Here is a 15,108-nt window from a genome sequence, read left to right as displayed (position 1 = left end):
ATTCATCAAACTTCATCCGCAAGGTGTTTAGAGCCGCCTTCTTGACGTAGGAAAAATTTCCTCTAAGCTCGCCAATACTGTATGTGCATACAGCATCAAAGGAAGATTCCTACGACATAGCAAGGAGCTAACATGTCAGGGTTTGAACTCGCGGCACCCGAAAAAAACACGCCTACCCTACGTTTCGAAGGCGGTGAACACACTGCCATTGGCGATGACACCCTGTTGCGCTTCGTCAAGGACGCACCGGCGATCCCCGCGCGCCAAGTCGAACTGCACCTGCCCAACGGCTTGGCGCTCACCTATGGCCAAGTGATCGCCCTGGGCGGCGACTTCTATGGCATCCCCGGCCAGCCCATCAGCGATGGTGCGTCCCCCGCAGAGCGCGTGCAGCGCTTCACTGGCGCTTTCAACTCGCTGGCCGTGCTGCCCGCTTCGCGAGAAGAAGCACACAAGATCCTGGCGGTGATGCAAAAGGAGATCACTGCGGTCAAACAGGCAATAAAGGACGGCAAGCAGGCTCATCAAGCCTATGACGCCCTGGGCGATACGCTGTCTGAGGAATGGAACCGCATCACTGGCGGTGGCAGCGCTGTTTCGGCGCTTGTCCCGTTGGGCCGCTACCTGAAACTGGCGGCGGACAATGCCGACCACTTCGGCGAATGGGCGCTGTCGGCCTATTTGGCGGGGCATACGGCGGCGCTGCAACAAGCCGTGGTGGCTCACCAAACCGGCACCGACCAGGCCCTGGAACTGGCGTATGCCATGAACAGCTTTGCTGATCACTTTTTGACCGATCTGTTTTCCGCAGGCCACTTGCGGGTTCCGCGCAAGCAGTTGGCGGCCGTGGTAACGCCCGGTGAATTGGGCTCGCTGATCAGCCGTTTCATGCACGATGAAGACAGCACGTTCGGGCTCAAGGTGCGCAATGCCCTAGGAGATCAGTGGCACGCTTATGGGGATAAACGCTACTTCGACGCCATCGACGCGGACAACCGGACGCAGGTAAAACGTGCGGTGCAGGCCTCGGCGGATGAGGTCTTCGACACCTTCATCAGTGGTGTTCCGCCCTCCCCGGCCAACTTCAAGGCACCGCTGCATGTGCCGGACCTGAATGCCGCGCAGAACGCGGCGAATAACTTCTCACCGCTGTTTAAGGTAGAGGGTAAAAAGGTGCTGAGGCGCAAGGATGTGAATGACTTGAACGACAAGCACTGGACGAATGATTGGTGGGGGTGGAGTACGTATTTGTTGTTGAAGGACTACAAGCCGAATAAGCCGCAGCCTTGAGACAAACCTAAATCTTGCTCAAACGGATCAATCTCTAAAAGCCGTTCGTCGCTACTGTCAGTTCTGACAGTAGAGCCTTATTCATTACATCCATAACGTACATTCGACTTCCCGAAAGATCGTTACAGTAAAAGTTTAGGGCACAGAAAATTCGGGGGGCACGTTTCTTCTTATAATTTTAGAGGTGACCCATGTCCAAGAATCTGACAGTTAAAATCGCGCAAAAAGGCAAACCACCACGCCCACTGGATTACGAGCCAGAAATTGGTGATGAGATTTTCAGTACTGTGACTGGCTTACAACAAGTCGTACGCAAGGTTTTTGATGAGGATGCAAGCGAAGTTGTAATCTTCTTAGATCCGTCATCAAATCCATATCCTTAACCTCGGTCCTTACCCCCGCTGCGCCTCCGCCTCTTCATGGGCATGGCGCAGCCGCTCACGACTATTCGTCAAATGCAACCGCATCGCCGCCCGCGCCGCATCTGAATCCCGGCGCGCAATCGCCTCATAAATTTCTTCGTGCTCGCGGCTCAAACGCCCCATGTAATGCTGCTGGTCATCATGCGCCAAGCGCGCAGAATTCAAACGGGTACGCGGAATGATGCTGGTGCCCAGGTGGGTCATGATATCGGTGAAGTAGCGGTTACCGGTCGACAGCGCAATTTCGAGGTGAAACGCAAAATCGGAGGCTACAGCATCGCCGGCATGGGCCGCGCTTTCATTCAGGGCATCGAGCGCCGCACGCATGGCGGCCAGTTGCTCGTCGCTGCGACGCAATGCGGCCAACCCTGCGGACTCCACTTCCAGGCTGATCCGCAATTCCAGAATCGCCAGCACATCACGCAGCGTTACCACGGTGGCCGGATCGATACGGAAGCCGCTTGGGCTCGGCGTATCCAGCACAAACGTGCCGATACCGTGACGGGTCTCGACCTGCCCCGCCGCTTGCAAGCGTGAGATGGCCTCACGCACCACGGTGCGGCTGACCCCATGGGCATCCATGATCGCCGACTCGGTGGGCAGCTTATCGCCACGCTTGAGCTGACCGTCGCGGATCTGCTCGGACAACACCGTGACCAATTCCTGGGCAAGGCTGCGACGCTTGCGGGGAAGACGAGGGGCGGTGGCAGCGTTATCCATGATGATCCATTTTTCTCGGCGAACTTGAACACGCATCATAGCCCATGGCGGTTGTACGATCACTGCCCGGGCACGACTTTCATTGATATCCTGCGCGCAAAAAAATGCCCCGACACAGATCGAGGCATTTTTGAGGCTCACCCGAGGGTGAAAACCGGTTACTTCACGACTTTCAGGCTCGGCCGGCCGCTAGGGCGCGGTGGCTCGGAATCCGGTGGCGGCAGATCGTCGCCATCTTCTGCTTCGATCGTTTCGTCATCCTCGAAAGGCGACTCCAGATCGAACACCATGCCTTGGCCGTTCTCCCGGGCATAAATGCCGAGGATGGCGCCAGTCGGCACGTAAAGCGTATGCGGTACGCCGCCGAAACGCCCTTCAAAGCTCACGGCTTCGTTGTCCATGTGCAGGTGGCGCACGGCACTCGGCGATACGTTCAGCACAATTTGTCCATCACTGGCAAAACCCTCCGGTACCTGAACCGCAGGAAATTCGGAATTGACCAGCATGTGCGGGGTGCAATCGTTGTCCACAATCCACTCATAGAGCGCGCGGACCAAGTAGGGTCGACTGGAGTTCATCAGCGGCTCCTTAAGCCTTAGCGCATATCGCGTTCGACACCAGACAGACTCGCCTGGAAAGCCTCACGCGCAAACTGGCGCTCCATGTAATCAAGCAGCGGCTTGGCCGGCCGCGGCAGTTCAATACCGAGAATCGGCAAGCGCCAGAGTATCGGTAATAGGCAGCAATCCACCAAGCTTTGTTCCTCGCTGAGGAAAAAAGGTTTGTCGGCGAACAACGGCGAAACACCGGTCAGGCTCTCGCGCAATTCCTTACGCGCCTGCACTCGTGCCGGCTCTTTACTGCGTGTGTCCAGAATCAGATCCACCAGCCCACACCAGTCACGCTGGATCCGATGGATCAGCAGGCGGCTGTTGGCACGCGCCACCGGGTACACCGGCAGCAAAGGTGGATGCGGGTAACGCTCATCCAGGTATTCCATCACCACGGTTGACTCCCACAACGCCAGGTCACGATCGACCAGGGTGGGCAAGCTGCCGTAAGGGTTCACTTCGATCAGTTTCGGCGGGTGGCGACCTGCCTCCACAGTGATGATCTCGGCGCTGACACCCTTCTCTGCGAGCACGATGCGTACTCGGTGGGAATAGTGGTCGGCGGGGTCGGAGTAACAGGCCAACCGGTTGGTCACGCCCATGGCGGTCCTCCTCGCTTGTTGAAATTATCGAAAGCTCAAAAACGAGCGCGCCCAGAGAGCATCTCTATAACGCCTGGCACAACCAGATCGCTACGTGTTCAGAGATGCCGCTGGGCGCGCAAGATTAACAGCAATTGCTTACGGTTGGATCAATGCACATCCTTCCAGTATTCGCGTTTGAGCAGATAGGCGAATACGAAGAAGAAAGCCAGGTACAGCAACACATACGTACCGATGCGCTGATGCTGCAATTTGACCGGGTTGGCAGAGTAGGCCAGGAAGGTCACGAGGTTCTTGACCGTCCCGTCGAACTGCTCCTCAGTCTGGGAACCTGGAGTCTCTATCGTCAGTTGATCGCACGCTTCATGAGTCAACGGCGTGCCGGTCAACGGATCGTATTGCTTCTTGCCGTCTTCAACGACCTGAATCTGCTTGCATCCTACCACTTGCTTGCCTTGCAGGCCGACCAGAACGTTAGGCATGCCGACGTTCGGGAACACGCGGTTGTTGACCTGGTAAGGGCGCGACGGGTCTTCATAAAAGGATTTCAGGTAGCCATACAGCCAATCGGTACCGCGCACGCGCGCCACCAGGGTCAGGTCAGGCGGTGCAGCACCGAACCAGGCCTTGGCATCCGCAGGCTTCATGCCGATGTTCATGTGGTCGCCGATCTTGGCACCGGTGAACACCAGCTTCTCCAGCATCGTTTCATGAGGAATGCCGAGGTCATCGGCGACACGCTCATAACGCTGGAACTTGGCGCTGTGACAGCCCATGCAGTAGTTGGCGAACGTCCGCGCGCCGTCTTGCAGGGCGGCTTTATCCGAGACGTCGATATCGACTTTTTCCAGCTCCGGGCCGCCGTGTTCGGCAGCGAAGGACAGTAGCGGCAAGGCCGCAAGCATCAATGCAACAAATAACTTTTTCATCAGCCAGTCACCCTTTCCGGAACCGGTTTGGTCTTCTCGAGCCGGGTATAGAACGGCATCAGAATGAAGTAGGCGAAGTACAGGAAGGTGCAGACCTGCGACAGCAACGTACGCTCAGGCGTCGGCGCCAATACGCCCAGCACACCCAGGATCACGAACGAAATGCAGAACACCCACAGCCAGATCCTGCTCAGCCAGCCCTTGTAGCGCATGGACTTGACCGGGCTGCGGTCGAGCCAAGGCAACACGAACAGCACCGCAATGGCCGCGCCCATGGCGATCACGCCCATGAGTTTGTCGGGGATTGCGCGCAAGATCGCGTAGAACGGCGTGAAGTACCAGACCGGGGCAATGTGCTCAGGTGTCTTGAAGGCGTTAGCCTGTTCGAAGTTAGGTTTCTCCAGGAAATAACCGCCCATCTCCGGGAAAAAGAACACGATCGAGCAGAACACGAACAGGAACACCACTACACCGACAATGTCTTTGACGGTGTAGTAAGGGTGGAACGGAATGCCGTCCAGCGGGATGCCGTTTTCGTCCTTGTGCTTCTTGATGTCCACGCCATCAGGGTTGTTGGAACCCACTTCGTGCAGCGCCAGGATGTGCAGCACTACCAGGCCGAGAATCACGATCGGCAGGGCAACAACGTGCAGCGCAAAGAAGCGGTTCAAGGTAATACCAGAGATCAGGTAGTCACCGCGAATCCACTGGGTCAGGTCGTTGCCGATTACCGGGATCGCGCCGAACAACGAGATGATCACCTGGGCGCCCCAGTACGACATCTGGCCCCAGGGCAGCAGGTAGCCCATGAAGGCTTCGGCCATCAGCGCCAGGTAGATCAGCATGCCGAAGACCCACACCAGCTCGCGAGGTTTCTGGTACGAGCCGTAGAGCAGGCCACGGAACATGTGCATATACACGACGATAAAGAACGCCGACGCGCCCGTGGAGTGCAGCAGGCGCAGGATCGAGCCGTACTCGACGTCACGCATGATGTATTCGACGGAAGCAAACGCTTCCTCCGCCGACGGCGTATAGCTCATGGTCAGCCATACGCCGGTGACGATCTGGTTGACCAGCACCAGCAGGGCCAGGGAGCCGAAGAAGTAGAAGAAGTTGAAGTTTTTCGGCGCGTAATATTTGCTGAGATGGTCTTCCCACATTTTAGTGGCGGGGAAGCGCGCATCCACCCAATCCATGAACTTACTCATGACGCGTTCTCCTTATCGAGGCCAATGACAATGATGTCGTCAGATTCGTACTCGTGCGGAGGAACCGGCAAGTTCAAAGGCGCAGGCTGGGACTTATAGACGCGGCCGGCGAGGTCGTAGTGGGAACCGTGGCAGGGGCAGAAATAACCTCCGACCCAATCCTTGCCCAGGTCCACAGGAGCGACTTCCGGGCGGAAGGTCGGCGAGCACCCCAGGTGGGTGCACAGACCAACCACCAGCAGGATCTCTGGCTTGATCGAACGTGCTTCGTTCTTGGCGTAGGCGGGTTGGTCGGACTTCTCGGACTTCGGGTCAGACAACTGGCCCTCGATCTTCTTGAGATTCCCCAGGATTTCCTCTGTACGACGAACAATGAAAACCGGCTGGCCGCGCCATTCAGCAATCATCTGCTGGCCTGGCTCGATCTTGCTGATATTCACCTTCACCGGTGCACCTGCGGCTTTCGCCTTGGCACTGGGAAACCATGACCCCACGAACGGGACCGCAGCCCCCACCGCTCCTGCAGCACCCACCACGGATGTGGCTGCTACCAAGAAGCGACGCCGGCCTGCATTCACGCCGTCATTGCTCATTCAGTCCTCTCCCATCAGCTTTTTGGCCTGTTAAATCAGGCGTCTACTAAGTATTAAATCTGAACTTATAAAAATTTTGCCGAATGGTAATGAAAAGCCCCACGTATGACAAGGGAATTGCCCGGGGCTCCGCCTCCAGGCCTTGTAGTATAGGGGGTCTACGGATGTGGCAAGTTGTCACGGCGATTTTTATGCATAAATCGCAGGCAATAAAAAACGCCCAGCTCCGTGAGGAGGCTGGGCGCTTTGTGGAACGTAAAGCGAATTAACGCTTCGAGTACTGCGGACGCTTACGCGCTTTACGCAGACCGACTTTCTTACGTTCAACTTCACGGGCATCGCGAGTCACGAAGCCTGCTTTGCGCAGAGCGCCACGCAGGGTTTCGTCGTACTGCATCAGAGCGCGAGTGATACCGTGGCGGATTGCGCCAGCTTGACCACTTACACCGCCACCGATAACGGTGACGTAGATGTCGAACTTTTCAACGGTCTCGGTCAGTTCCAGCGGCTGACGAACTACCATGCGGGCAGTTTCGCGACCGAAGAAGTTTTCCAGAGTGCGGTTGTTGATCGAGATGTTACCAGTGCCCGGACGCAGGAAAACGCGTGCGGTTGCGGTTTTGCGACGGCCAGTGCCGTAATTTTGAGTCGCCGACATAATGAACTATTCCGTTAAAACTTCAGTTCTTGGGGCTGCTGAGCAGCATGAGGGTGTACAGCGCCCGCATAGACTTTCAGCTTGCGAAACATATCGCGACCCAGTGGGCCCTTCGGCAGCATGCCTTTGACCGCGATTTCGATCGGGGCTTCAGGCTTCTTGGAGATCAGACCTTCGAAGTTCGAAGACTTGATACCGCCTGGGAAACCGGAGTGACGGTAGTACATTTTGTCTTGCGCTTTGTTGCCGGTAACACGTACCTGCTCAGCGTTGATGATCACGATGTAGTCACCGGTGTCAACGTGAGGGGTGTACTCAGGCTTGTGCTTGCCACGCAGACGGCTGGCGACTTCAGTGGCCAGACGACCCAGGGTCTGACCAGCGGCGTCGACGACAAACCAGTCGCGCTGAACTGTTTCCGGTTTTGCAGTAAAAGTTGTCATTCTTTAATAGCCTCAGGGGCCGCCCTGTAAATTAGACGGCGGATCTTACTGAATAGTGCGTACTTTGACAAGTCAAAGGCAGCCGGATACAGACGCTATCGGGGGCTCGGGTCGGCGCGTCCGTTCAACGGCAAGATTCTTCGGCAGACGGCGCATCACTTCCACTGCAGAAAGAGGTGGGCAATTATGCAGATTGCGAAAAAAAATTCAACCTGCTTTTATGATTGTTTTCCCTGAAGGAGTACCCGATGGATTATCGACAGCTGGGCCGTACGGATCTGAACGTGAGCGCGATAGCCTTGGGCACCATGACCTGGGGCGAGCAGAACAGCGAAGCAGAGGCCTTCGCACAGATCGAGCGAGCCAAGGCCGCGGGGATAAACTTCCTCGACACGGCCGAAATGTACCCGGTGCCGCCCAAGGCCGACACCTATGCCACCACCGAGCGTTATATCGGTAATTACTTCAAAAGCCGTGGCGACCGCGCCGACTGGATCCTTGCCAGCAAGATCGCCGGCCCCGGCAACACCATTGATTACATCCGCGACGGCCACCTGCGGCACAACCGCAAGCACATCGTTGAAGCCCTGGATGCCAGCCTCAAGCGCCTGCAAACCGACTGGATCGACCTTTACCAACTGCACTGGCCGGAGCGCAGCACCAACTTCTTCGGCCAACTGAGCTACAAGCACAAGGACGAAGACGACCTCACCCCGCTGGAGGAAACCCTCGAAGCGCTGGACGAGCAAGTGAAAGCCGGCAAGATCCGCCACATCGGCCTGTCCAATGAAACGCCGTGGGGCACCATGAAATTCCTCGCCCTGGCCGAAGCCCGTGGCTGGAGCCGCGCGGTGTCGATCCAGAACCCGTACAACCTGCTCAACCGCAGTTTTGAGGTGGGTTTGGCGGAAGTCGCGATTCGTGAGCAGTGCGGTTTGCTGGCGTATTCGCCACTGGCGTTCGGTATGCTCAGCGGCAAGTACGAGAACGGCGCGCGCCCTGCAAAAGCACGGCTGACGGAATACAGCCGCTTCAGCCGCTACTTCAACCCGCAGTCGGAAGCGGCGTGCAGTCGTTATGTGGCGCTGGCTCGGGAGCATGGTCTGGACCCGGCACAGATGGCCTTGGCGTTTGTCACGCAGCAGCCGTTTGTGACCAGCAACATCATCGGGGCGACAAGCCTGGAGCAGCTGGACAGCAACATTGCCAGTGCTGATCTGAAGCTCACGAAGGAGGTGCTGGAAGGGATTGAGGCGATTCAAAAGGATCACCCAAATCCTGCTCCCTGATTGACCGGTAGACCGGTAGACCGCTATCGCAGGCAAGCCAGCCCCCACATTTGACCGAGTACATCCATTTGGAATGCGGTTGAATGTGGGAGCGGGCTTGCTCGCGAAGAGGCCCTAAGCATCGCTACAAAATCATCAAAGCGCCCGCGCAATAATTTCCTTCATGATCTCATTGGTCCCCGCATAAATCCGCTGCACCCGCGCATCCGCCCAGGCCCGGGCGATCGGGTATTCCCACATGAAGCCGTAGCCGCCGTGCAGCTGCACGCACTCGTCGAGCACCTTGCACTGCAAGTCCGTGGCCCAGTACTTGGCCATCGCTGCCGTAGGCACATCCAGCTTGCCTTCCAGGTGCAACGCCATGCACTTGTCCACAAACACGCGGCCGATCTGAATCTCGGTGGCCATCTCCGCCAGCTTGAAGCGGGTGTTCTGGAAGTCCGCAATCGCCTTGCCGAACGCCTTGCGCTCGCGGGTGTATTCCAGGGTCCACCCCAACGCCGCCTCGGCCGACGACAGCGCGCCGATCGCCACCGTCAATCGCTCCTGAGGCAACTCCTGCATCAAGTACGCGAAGCCCATGCCCGCCTGGCCCAACAGGTTTTCCTTGGGCACACGCACGTCCTGGAAGAACAGCTCCGATGTGTCCTGGGCCTTCATGCCAACCTTCTCCAGGCGCTTGCCCTTGGCGAACCCCGGCGTGTCGGCTTCCACCAGAAACAAACTGATGCCTTTGGCGCCGGCCTTGGGGTCGGTCTTGGCGACGACTATTACCAACTCGGCCAGATAGCCGTTGGTGATGAAGGTCTTGGAACCATTGATCACATACTCATCGCCCTCCAGCACGGCCGTGGTCTTGACCCCTTGCAGGTCGGAACCCGCCCCCGGTTCAGTCATGGCAATAGCCGTGACCCTCTCGCCGGAGATCAACTTGGGCAGGTACTTGTGCTTCAGCGCCTCACTGCCGTAATGCAGGATGTAAGGCGCCACAATATCCGAGTGCAGGGAAAAACCGATGCCAGTGAGGCCCAGCCGGCTGATCTCCTCGATCACCACCGCGCTGTACAAAAAGTCCGCGCCCAGCCCGCCGTATTCCTCCGGCAGATGAGAACACAGCATCCCCGCCTCCCCCGCTTTGCTCCACAAATTTCGGTCGATGTAGCCCTGTTTCTCCCATTGCCCATGGAACGGCGCGGCGTCTTTTTCAAGGAAGGTACGCACGCTTTCGCGGAAGAGTTCGTGTTCCGGGCTGAACAAGGTTCTGGGAATCATGGGTCACCTGCGTGGATTGTCGGACAAAGACGAACCCACAGAGACTATGCCCCGAAGGCATCACGGGACACTGGACACATGCGACAAAAAATAAGACGATCCAGCCGTCTGGTGACCACTTTCCCCTATAAGAATAAATGAAATTATGTCTAACCAAATCTCCACGCCGTTGCGGCGCATCAGCATTTTGGCCATTGATCGGGTATTCGCTTCAACCCTCATGCAAGCCAAGGATTTCTTCCACCTCGCCAGCCTGCGTTACGGCAAGCAACTGGGCCAGGGCCTGACCCCTGCGTTCGAGACAAGGCTGGTCAGCCCCGACGGGCAATCGGTGCGCAGCTTCAGTGATGTGATCATGCCGGTGGACGGCGGCCTGGAAGACGCCGACATCATCGTATTACCGGCCTTCTGGGATGACTTCGACGCCTTATGTGCGCGCTACCCTCAAGTGCTGCCGTGGCTGCGCGAGCAACATGCCCGCGGTGCGGTGTTGTGCGGCGAAGCCACCGGGGTGTTCTGGCTGGCGGAAGCCGGCCTGCTCGACGGCAAGGAGGCGACCACCTACTGGCGTTTCTTCAACGCCTTCAGCGAGCGCTTCCCCAAGGTCCAGCTCAACCAGGACAAGCACCTCACCGACGCCGACAACCTGTATTGCGCTGGCGGCACCACCTCGGCGTGCGACCTCTACATCTACTTGATCGAGCGTTTCTGCGGCGCCAACATCGCCCAGGCCGTGGCCCGCGACATCCTCTACGAAGTGCAGCGCAGCTATGCACCTGGACGCATTGGGTTTGGCGGGCAGAAGCTGCACCAGGACGTGATCATCCTGCAGATCCAGCATTGGCTCGAAGAGCATTTCGCAGACAAATTTCGCTTCGAAGATGTGGCACGGGAACACGGCATGAGCATCCGCAATTTCATGCGCCGCTTCCAGACCGCCACGGGTGACAAGCCGCTGCATTACCTGCAGCGGCTGCGGATTGAGACGGCGAAGGGACTGCTCTCGGGCAGCCGCAAGAGCATCAAGACCATCAGTTATGAGGTGGGTTATGACGATGCGAGTTTCTTTGCGCGGCTGTTCAGGCAGCACACCGAACTGTCGCCGAACCAGTATCGCCAGCAGTTCCAGCAGGCGGCCTAAGTTAGGTTGAACGCGGTAAAAATGTGGGCGCGGGCTTGCTCGCGGCCACATTTGATTTACATCGCTCTTAAGGTTTGTGACCGCGCGACAGGAACTCGTGGGACTGCATTTCCAACAAGCGGCTCAGCGTGCGCTGGAACTCAAAGTTCAAACGACCGCCGGTATACAGGTCCTTCAGCTCGACTTCCGCCGAAATGATCAGCTTGACGTTACGGTCGTAGAACTCGTCGACCATGTTGATAAAGCGTCGCGCGATGTCGTCGGTGGTCACGCTCATCTGCTCCACGCCGCTCAAAATCACCGCGTGGAAGATCTTACCCAGTTCGATGTAGTCGTTCTGGCTACGCGGGCCGTCGCACAGTTGGCGGAACTCGAACCAGGCCACATCATCGCAGGTACGCAATGCGATGATTTCGCGGTTCTCGATCATCAGCTTGTCGTTTTCCACCGCCTGGGTGCATTCCGGCGTCAGCGCACGGAAGCTTTTTTTCAAGCTTTCATGGGCCGCTTCGTTCAGCGGGAAGTGAAACAGCTCCGCTTGCTCCAGGTGGCGCAGGCGGTAGTCGACGCCACTGTCGACGTTGACGATCTCGGTGTTCTGCTTGATCAGCGCGATGGCCGGCAGGAAGCGTGCGCGCTGCAGACCGTCCTTGTACAAACCGTCAGGCACGATGTTCGAGGTGGCGACCAGCGTCACGCCGTTCTTGAACAGTTCTTCCATCAGCGTGCCAAGGATCATGGCGTCGGTGATGTCGGAGACGAAAAATTCATCGAAGCAAATCACCCGCGCCTCATCAGAAAAGCGCTTGGCGATGATGGTCAGCGGGTTTTTCTCGCCCGGCAGGGTCTTCATCTCTTCGTGCACACGCTTCATGAAGCGGTGGAAGTGCGTCCGCACCTTTTCCTTGAACGGCAGTGCTTCGAAGAACGTATCTACCAGGTAGGTCTTGCCACGGCCCACGCCGCCCCAGAAATACAGGCCCTTGACCGGCGTGTGGTCTTTTTTGCCAAACAGCTTGCTGAACATACCTGGCTTGCTTTGCGAGGCCGCGACCAGGTCGTCGTACAGGCGCTGCAAATGACGCACTGCCGTTTCCTGGGCCGCGTCATGGAAGAACTCAGGGCGTTTCAAATCAGCTTGATATCGTTCTAGGGGCGTCATAATTTCGTTAGCAAGGCAACAAAAACGGGCGGTCACTGTAACGACGGCCCTGGATAATGGCAATCAACCCTTGGTCGGGTTAATCCTCGAGGGGGGTCAACGCGACGCGCAGCGCGGCGATGGCGGCATCGCGGGACGCTTCGTCGGCGAACTCGGCGCTGTCCGCTACCGCGCTACCGTCCAGCCATACGCTGAAGCTCAGGGCCTCAGGGCGCACATCCAGCGCGTCACCGTTTTGCAGTTGCTTGGTCACGGCACCGGCGGCCTTACCGTCGGCGAAATGACGCGACAGCAATAATTGCTCGCCATCGGCGGCCAACAGGCGGAAGCGGAAGCTGCCGTCGTCTTCGCGAAAGCTCACAAAGCGCGCGGCTTTTGCGGCTTTCTTCTTCGCAGCGACCGGCGCCGCAGCTTGCTCGACAAACGAACGCAGGCCAACTGCTTCACGCAGCTCGGCGAGGAACGGCGCCGCCACGGCACGGGCCTTTTTGGCGCCAACCAGCAGCAGGTCTTCCATATCCGATGGGCGCGACATCAGCGCGTGGTAGCGCTCGCGCGCTTCGCCCAACTGCCCATCCAGCAGCTGGAACAGACGGCTTTTCGCCTCACCCCAGCCCAGGCCTTGTTGCAGCTCGGCGCGGAATTCTTCTTCCTGGGCCTTACTGGCAAAGGCCTGGTACAAGGTGAACAGGTGCGAGTTGTCCGGGTCCTTGGCTTCGCCTGGCGCGCGGGAGTCGGTGACGATCCGCGAGATGGCGTCCTTCATGTCCTTGGCGCTGGTGAACAACGGAATGGTGTTGTCGTAGCTTTTCGACATCTTGCGGCCGTCCAGGCCCGGCAAGGTGGCGACGCTTTCTTCGATCAACGCCTCAGGCATGGTGAAGAATTCTTTGCCGTTGCCAAACAGGTGGTTGAAGCGCTGGCCGATGTCGCGGGCCATTTCCACGTGCTGGATCTGGTCACGGCCGACCGGCACTTTGTGCGCATTGAACATCAGGATGTCCGCCGCCATCAGCACCGGGTAGCTGTACAGGCCCATGGTGATGCCCGCGTCCGGGTCTTCACCGGTTTCTACGTTTTTGTCCACCGAGGCCTTGTAGGCGTGGGCGCGGTTGAGCAGGCCCTTGGCGGCCACGCAGGTCAGCAGCCACGTCAGCTCGGGGATTTGCGGGATGTCCGACTGGCGATAGAACGTCACCCGGTTTACATCCAGGCCACCCGCCAGCCAGGTCGCGGCGATTTCCATACGCGAACGCTGGATGCGCTGTGGGTCATCGCATTTGATCAGGGCGTGGTAGTCGGCCAGGAAGTAGAAGGAGTCGGCATTGGCGTCCTGGCTGGCAAGGATCGCCGGGCGGATCGCACCGGCGTAGTTGCCCAGGTGCGGCGTGCCGGTGGTGGTGATGCCGGTGAGGATACGGGTACGAGTCGTCATGGGTAATCGCTTATCAGACTGCTATCAATTCGAGAGGCGCGGCAGGACCAGATCCTTTAGATCGGTGAGCTTGCCATGAAAAAAGTGTCCGCATTCTGCCACTTTCAGCAGCTCATGGGGGCGTTTCAAGGCGGCGGACCAGTCGTAGACGAGTTGTGGGTCGACCACTTCATCGGTTTCAGGCTGGATCAGGGTCAATGGGCACCCCTGGGGCAGCAGGTCGTTATCGCTCAAGCGCATCACCGCAGCGGCCACCATGAACAGATGTGACAGTTTTTCGCCCTTGGCTTCAAGGCGGCCGCCGAGGCTGGCAGCGACGTAGCCACCGAAGGAAAAACCGAGCAAGGTGATCGGCAGCTCGGGGTGTTTTTCCCGCAGCCAAGCGGCGGCCGCTTCGGCATCGTCCACTTCACCGGTGCTCATGTCGTGGATGCCGGCACTTGCGCCGACACCACGGTAATTGAAACGCAAAGTAATCAATCCAGCATCGCGGGCAGTGCGCTGCAGGGTCGACACAACTTTATTAAGCATGGTCCCACCCTGCACCGGGTTAGGGTGGCAGATCAACGCCAGGCCACGCGGCTCGGGGTGATCCAGGTACAGGGCTTCCAATTGGCCTACCGGGCCATCGATCAAAACGGGGGTTTCACGCATGAGCAAGAGATGAACTCCGTGACCTCTCAATGGGTCGACTCGTCTAGCTAAAAGTCTGTGCTTGGCATCATTGCGAGCTTAATCGCGGTATACAGCGCAGGTTTGAGCCGTTAACGTAAAGCAAAGCCGTTTATAGAGGAAGGACTCGTGGAACACTCGCTCTTAGTTTGGTTGTTGCCGACTCTTGCCCTGGTTGCCGGTGTCGCCATTGGATTCCTGGTTGCTCGCCTGCTGCCGAATGCCGCGCCTAACCGCACGCAGCGTCAGCTGGATGACATTCAGGAACGTTTTGACAGTTATCAGAATGAGGTGGTTACCCACTTCAACAGCACCGCGACCCTGGTCAAGAAGCTCACCCAGAGCTACCAGGATGTACAGGACCACCTCGCCGATGGTGCCAACCGCCTGGCCCTCGACGACATTACCCGTCAGCGTCTGCTGGCCGCGCTGCATTCCGATGCACCTCAAGCGCCGCGGGAGCGCCTGACCCCGCCGCGGGAAAACCAGGAGCCTCCACGGGACTACGCGCCAAAAACGCCGAACGCCCCTGGCATGCTGGATGAGCATTACGGCTTGAAGAAGTAACTCGTCTTCAAGCAACAAAAAGCCCGGCTGATCGATGATCAGCCGGGCTTTTTTGTGAGCCTCACAAACAACATCAATCAAATGTGCGGGC

General features: G+C 58.0%; 17 protein-coding genes. 5 read left to right on the top strand and 12 right to left on the bottom strand.

Going from position 1 to position 15,108, the window contains the following annotated elements; genetic code table 11:
• Positions 1 to 132 precede the first annotated feature (132 nt).
• Positions 133 to 1,290 carry a phospholipase gene (locus AACY44_RS04390; protein WP_339529855.1) on the top strand — a complete coding sequence of 386 codons (1,158 nt, stop codon included), beginning with the start codon at positions 133 to 135 and terminating at the stop codon, positions 1,288 to 1,290.
• Between the two features lie 191 nt (positions 1,291 to 1,481).
• Positions 1,482 to 1,673 carry a hypothetical protein gene (locus tag AACY44_RS04385; RefSeq protein WP_339417467.1) on the top strand — a complete coding sequence of 64 codons (192 nt, stop codon included), beginning with the start codon at positions 1,482 to 1,484 and terminating at the stop codon, positions 1,671 to 1,673.
• A 9-nt stretch (positions 1,674 to 1,682) separates the two neighbouring features.
• Here the strand turns inward: AACY44_RS04385 and AACY44_RS04380 are convergent, their stop codons facing one another.
• The 8 genes from AACY44_RS04380 to rplM all read right to left on the bottom strand — a co-directional run bounded on the left by AACY44_RS04380 (position 1,683) and on the right by rplM (position 7,479).
• The gene (locus tag AACY44_RS04380; RefSeq protein WP_049710006.1) at positions 1,683 to 2,432 is read right to left on the bottom strand and encodes a FadR/GntR family transcriptional regulator; all 750 of its coding nucleotides are present in this window, start codon (positions 2,430 to 2,432) and stop codon (positions 1,683 to 1,685) included.
• Positions 2,433 to 2,590: 158 nt separating this feature from the next.
• A complete protein-coding gene (locus tag AACY44_RS04375) occupies positions 2,591 to 3,010 on the bottom strand; it encodes a ClpXP protease specificity-enhancing factor (RefSeq protein WP_339417464.1) in 420 nt (139 codons plus the stop codon).
• Positions 3,011 to 3,027: 17 nt separating this feature from the next.
• Positions 3,028 to 3,645 carry a glutathione S-transferase N-terminal domain-containing protein gene (locus AACY44_RS04370; protein WP_339417462.1) on the bottom strand — a complete coding sequence of 206 codons (618 nt, stop codon included), beginning with the start codon at positions 3,643 to 3,645 and terminating at the stop codon, positions 3,028 to 3,030.
• Positions 3,646 to 3,794: 149 nt separating this feature from the next.
• Positions 3,795 to 4,574: a cytochrome c1 gene (locus AACY44_RS04365; protein WP_339417460.1), complete on the bottom strand. Its 780-nt coding sequence runs from the start codon at positions 4,572 to 4,574 to the stop codon at positions 3,795 to 3,797.
• On the bottom strand, positions 4,574 to 5,785 hold the full coding sequence (locus AACY44_RS04360; RefSeq protein ID WP_339417459.1) for a cytochrome b: 1,212 nt from the start codon (positions 5,783 to 5,785) through the stop codon (positions 4,574 to 4,576). Before AACY44_RS04360 ends, AACY44_RS04365 begins: the two co-directional genes overlap by 1 nt.
• Positions 5,782 to 6,378, bottom strand: coding sequence for a ubiquinol-cytochrome c reductase iron-sulfur subunit (petA, locus tag AACY44_RS04355; RefSeq protein ID WP_339417458.1), 597 nt, complete (start codon positions 6,376 to 6,378; stop codon positions 5,782 to 5,784). The genes AACY44_RS04360 and petA overlap by 4 nt, the downstream gene beginning before the upstream one ends.
• A 265-nt stretch (positions 6,379 to 6,643) precedes the next feature.
• The gene (gene rpsI, locus AACY44_RS04350; RefSeq protein ID WP_003216038.1) at positions 6,644 to 7,036 is read right to left on the bottom strand and encodes a 30S ribosomal protein S9; all 393 of its coding nucleotides are present in this window, start codon (positions 7,034 to 7,036) and stop codon (positions 6,644 to 6,646) included.
• A gap of 14 nt (positions 7,037 to 7,050) precedes the next feature.
• A complete protein-coding gene (rplM, locus tag AACY44_RS04345; RefSeq protein ID WP_003171742.1) occupies positions 7,051 to 7,479 on the bottom strand; it encodes a 50S ribosomal protein L13 in 429 nt (142 codons plus the stop codon).
• Between the two features lie 248 nt (positions 7,480 to 7,727).
• Between rplM and AACY44_RS04340 the strand changes: the two genes are divergently transcribed.
• Entirely contained in the window at positions 7,728 to 8,768 is a 1,041-nt protein-coding gene (locus AACY44_RS04340; RefSeq protein ID WP_339417456.1) for an NADP(H)-dependent aldo-keto reductase, read from the top strand.
• 135 nt (positions 8,769 to 8,903) lie between these two features.
• On the opposite strand, the gene AACY44_RS04335 is transcribed toward AACY44_RS04340, so the two are convergent.
• Positions 8,904 to 10,040, bottom strand: coding sequence for an acyl-CoA dehydrogenase family protein (locus AACY44_RS04335; RefSeq protein ID WP_339427162.1), 1,137 nt, complete (start codon positions 10,038 to 10,040; stop codon positions 8,904 to 8,906).
• A gap of 220 nt (positions 10,041 to 10,260) precedes the next feature.
• On the opposite strand from AACY44_RS04335, the gene AACY44_RS04330 reads away from it, so the two are divergent.
• The gene (locus AACY44_RS04330) at positions 10,261 to 11,181 is read left to right on the top strand and encodes a GlxA family transcriptional regulator (protein ID WP_175405787.1); all 921 of its coding nucleotides are present in this window, start codon (positions 10,261 to 10,263) and stop codon (positions 11,179 to 11,181) included.
• Between the two features lie 67 nt (positions 11,182 to 11,248).
• Here the strand turns inward: AACY44_RS04330 and zapE are convergent, their stop codons facing one another.
• From zapE to AACY44_RS04315, 3 genes are all read right to left on the bottom strand, one after another.
• Complete coding sequence (gene zapE, locus AACY44_RS04325) at positions 11,249 to 12,343, bottom strand: cell division protein ZapE (protein ID WP_012722199.1); 1,095 nt, start codon at positions 12,341 to 12,343, stop codon at positions 11,249 to 11,251.
• A gap of 79 nt (positions 12,344 to 12,422) precedes the next feature.
• The gene (locus AACY44_RS04320) at positions 12,423 to 13,778 is read right to left on the bottom strand and encodes a tryptophan--tRNA ligase (protein WP_339417452.1); all 1,356 of its coding nucleotides are present in this window, start codon (positions 13,776 to 13,778) and stop codon (positions 12,423 to 12,425) included.
• A gap of 24 nt (positions 13,779 to 13,802) precedes the next feature.
• Positions 13,803 to 14,432 carry an alpha/beta hydrolase gene (locus AACY44_RS04315; protein WP_339493410.1) on the bottom strand — a complete coding sequence of 210 codons (630 nt, stop codon included), beginning with the start codon at positions 14,430 to 14,432 and terminating at the stop codon, positions 13,803 to 13,805.
• Between the two features lie 147 nt (positions 14,433 to 14,579).
• Between AACY44_RS04315 and AACY44_RS04310 the strand changes: the two genes are divergently transcribed.
• Entirely contained in the window at positions 14,580 to 15,017 is a 438-nt protein-coding gene (locus AACY44_RS04310; RefSeq protein ID WP_004372274.1) for a YhcB family protein, read from the top strand.
• The last annotated feature ends 91 nt before the right edge of the window (positions 15,018 to 15,108 follow it).

It is taken from the genome of Pseudomonas sp. RA_15y_Pfl1_P11, from assembly GCF_963970975.1.
GTDB lineage: Bacteria > Pseudomonadota > Gammaproteobacteria > Pseudomonadales > Pseudomonadaceae > Aquipseudomonas > Aquipseudomonas tritici.
This window is presented reverse-complemented; position numbering and strand designations above follow the sequence as displayed.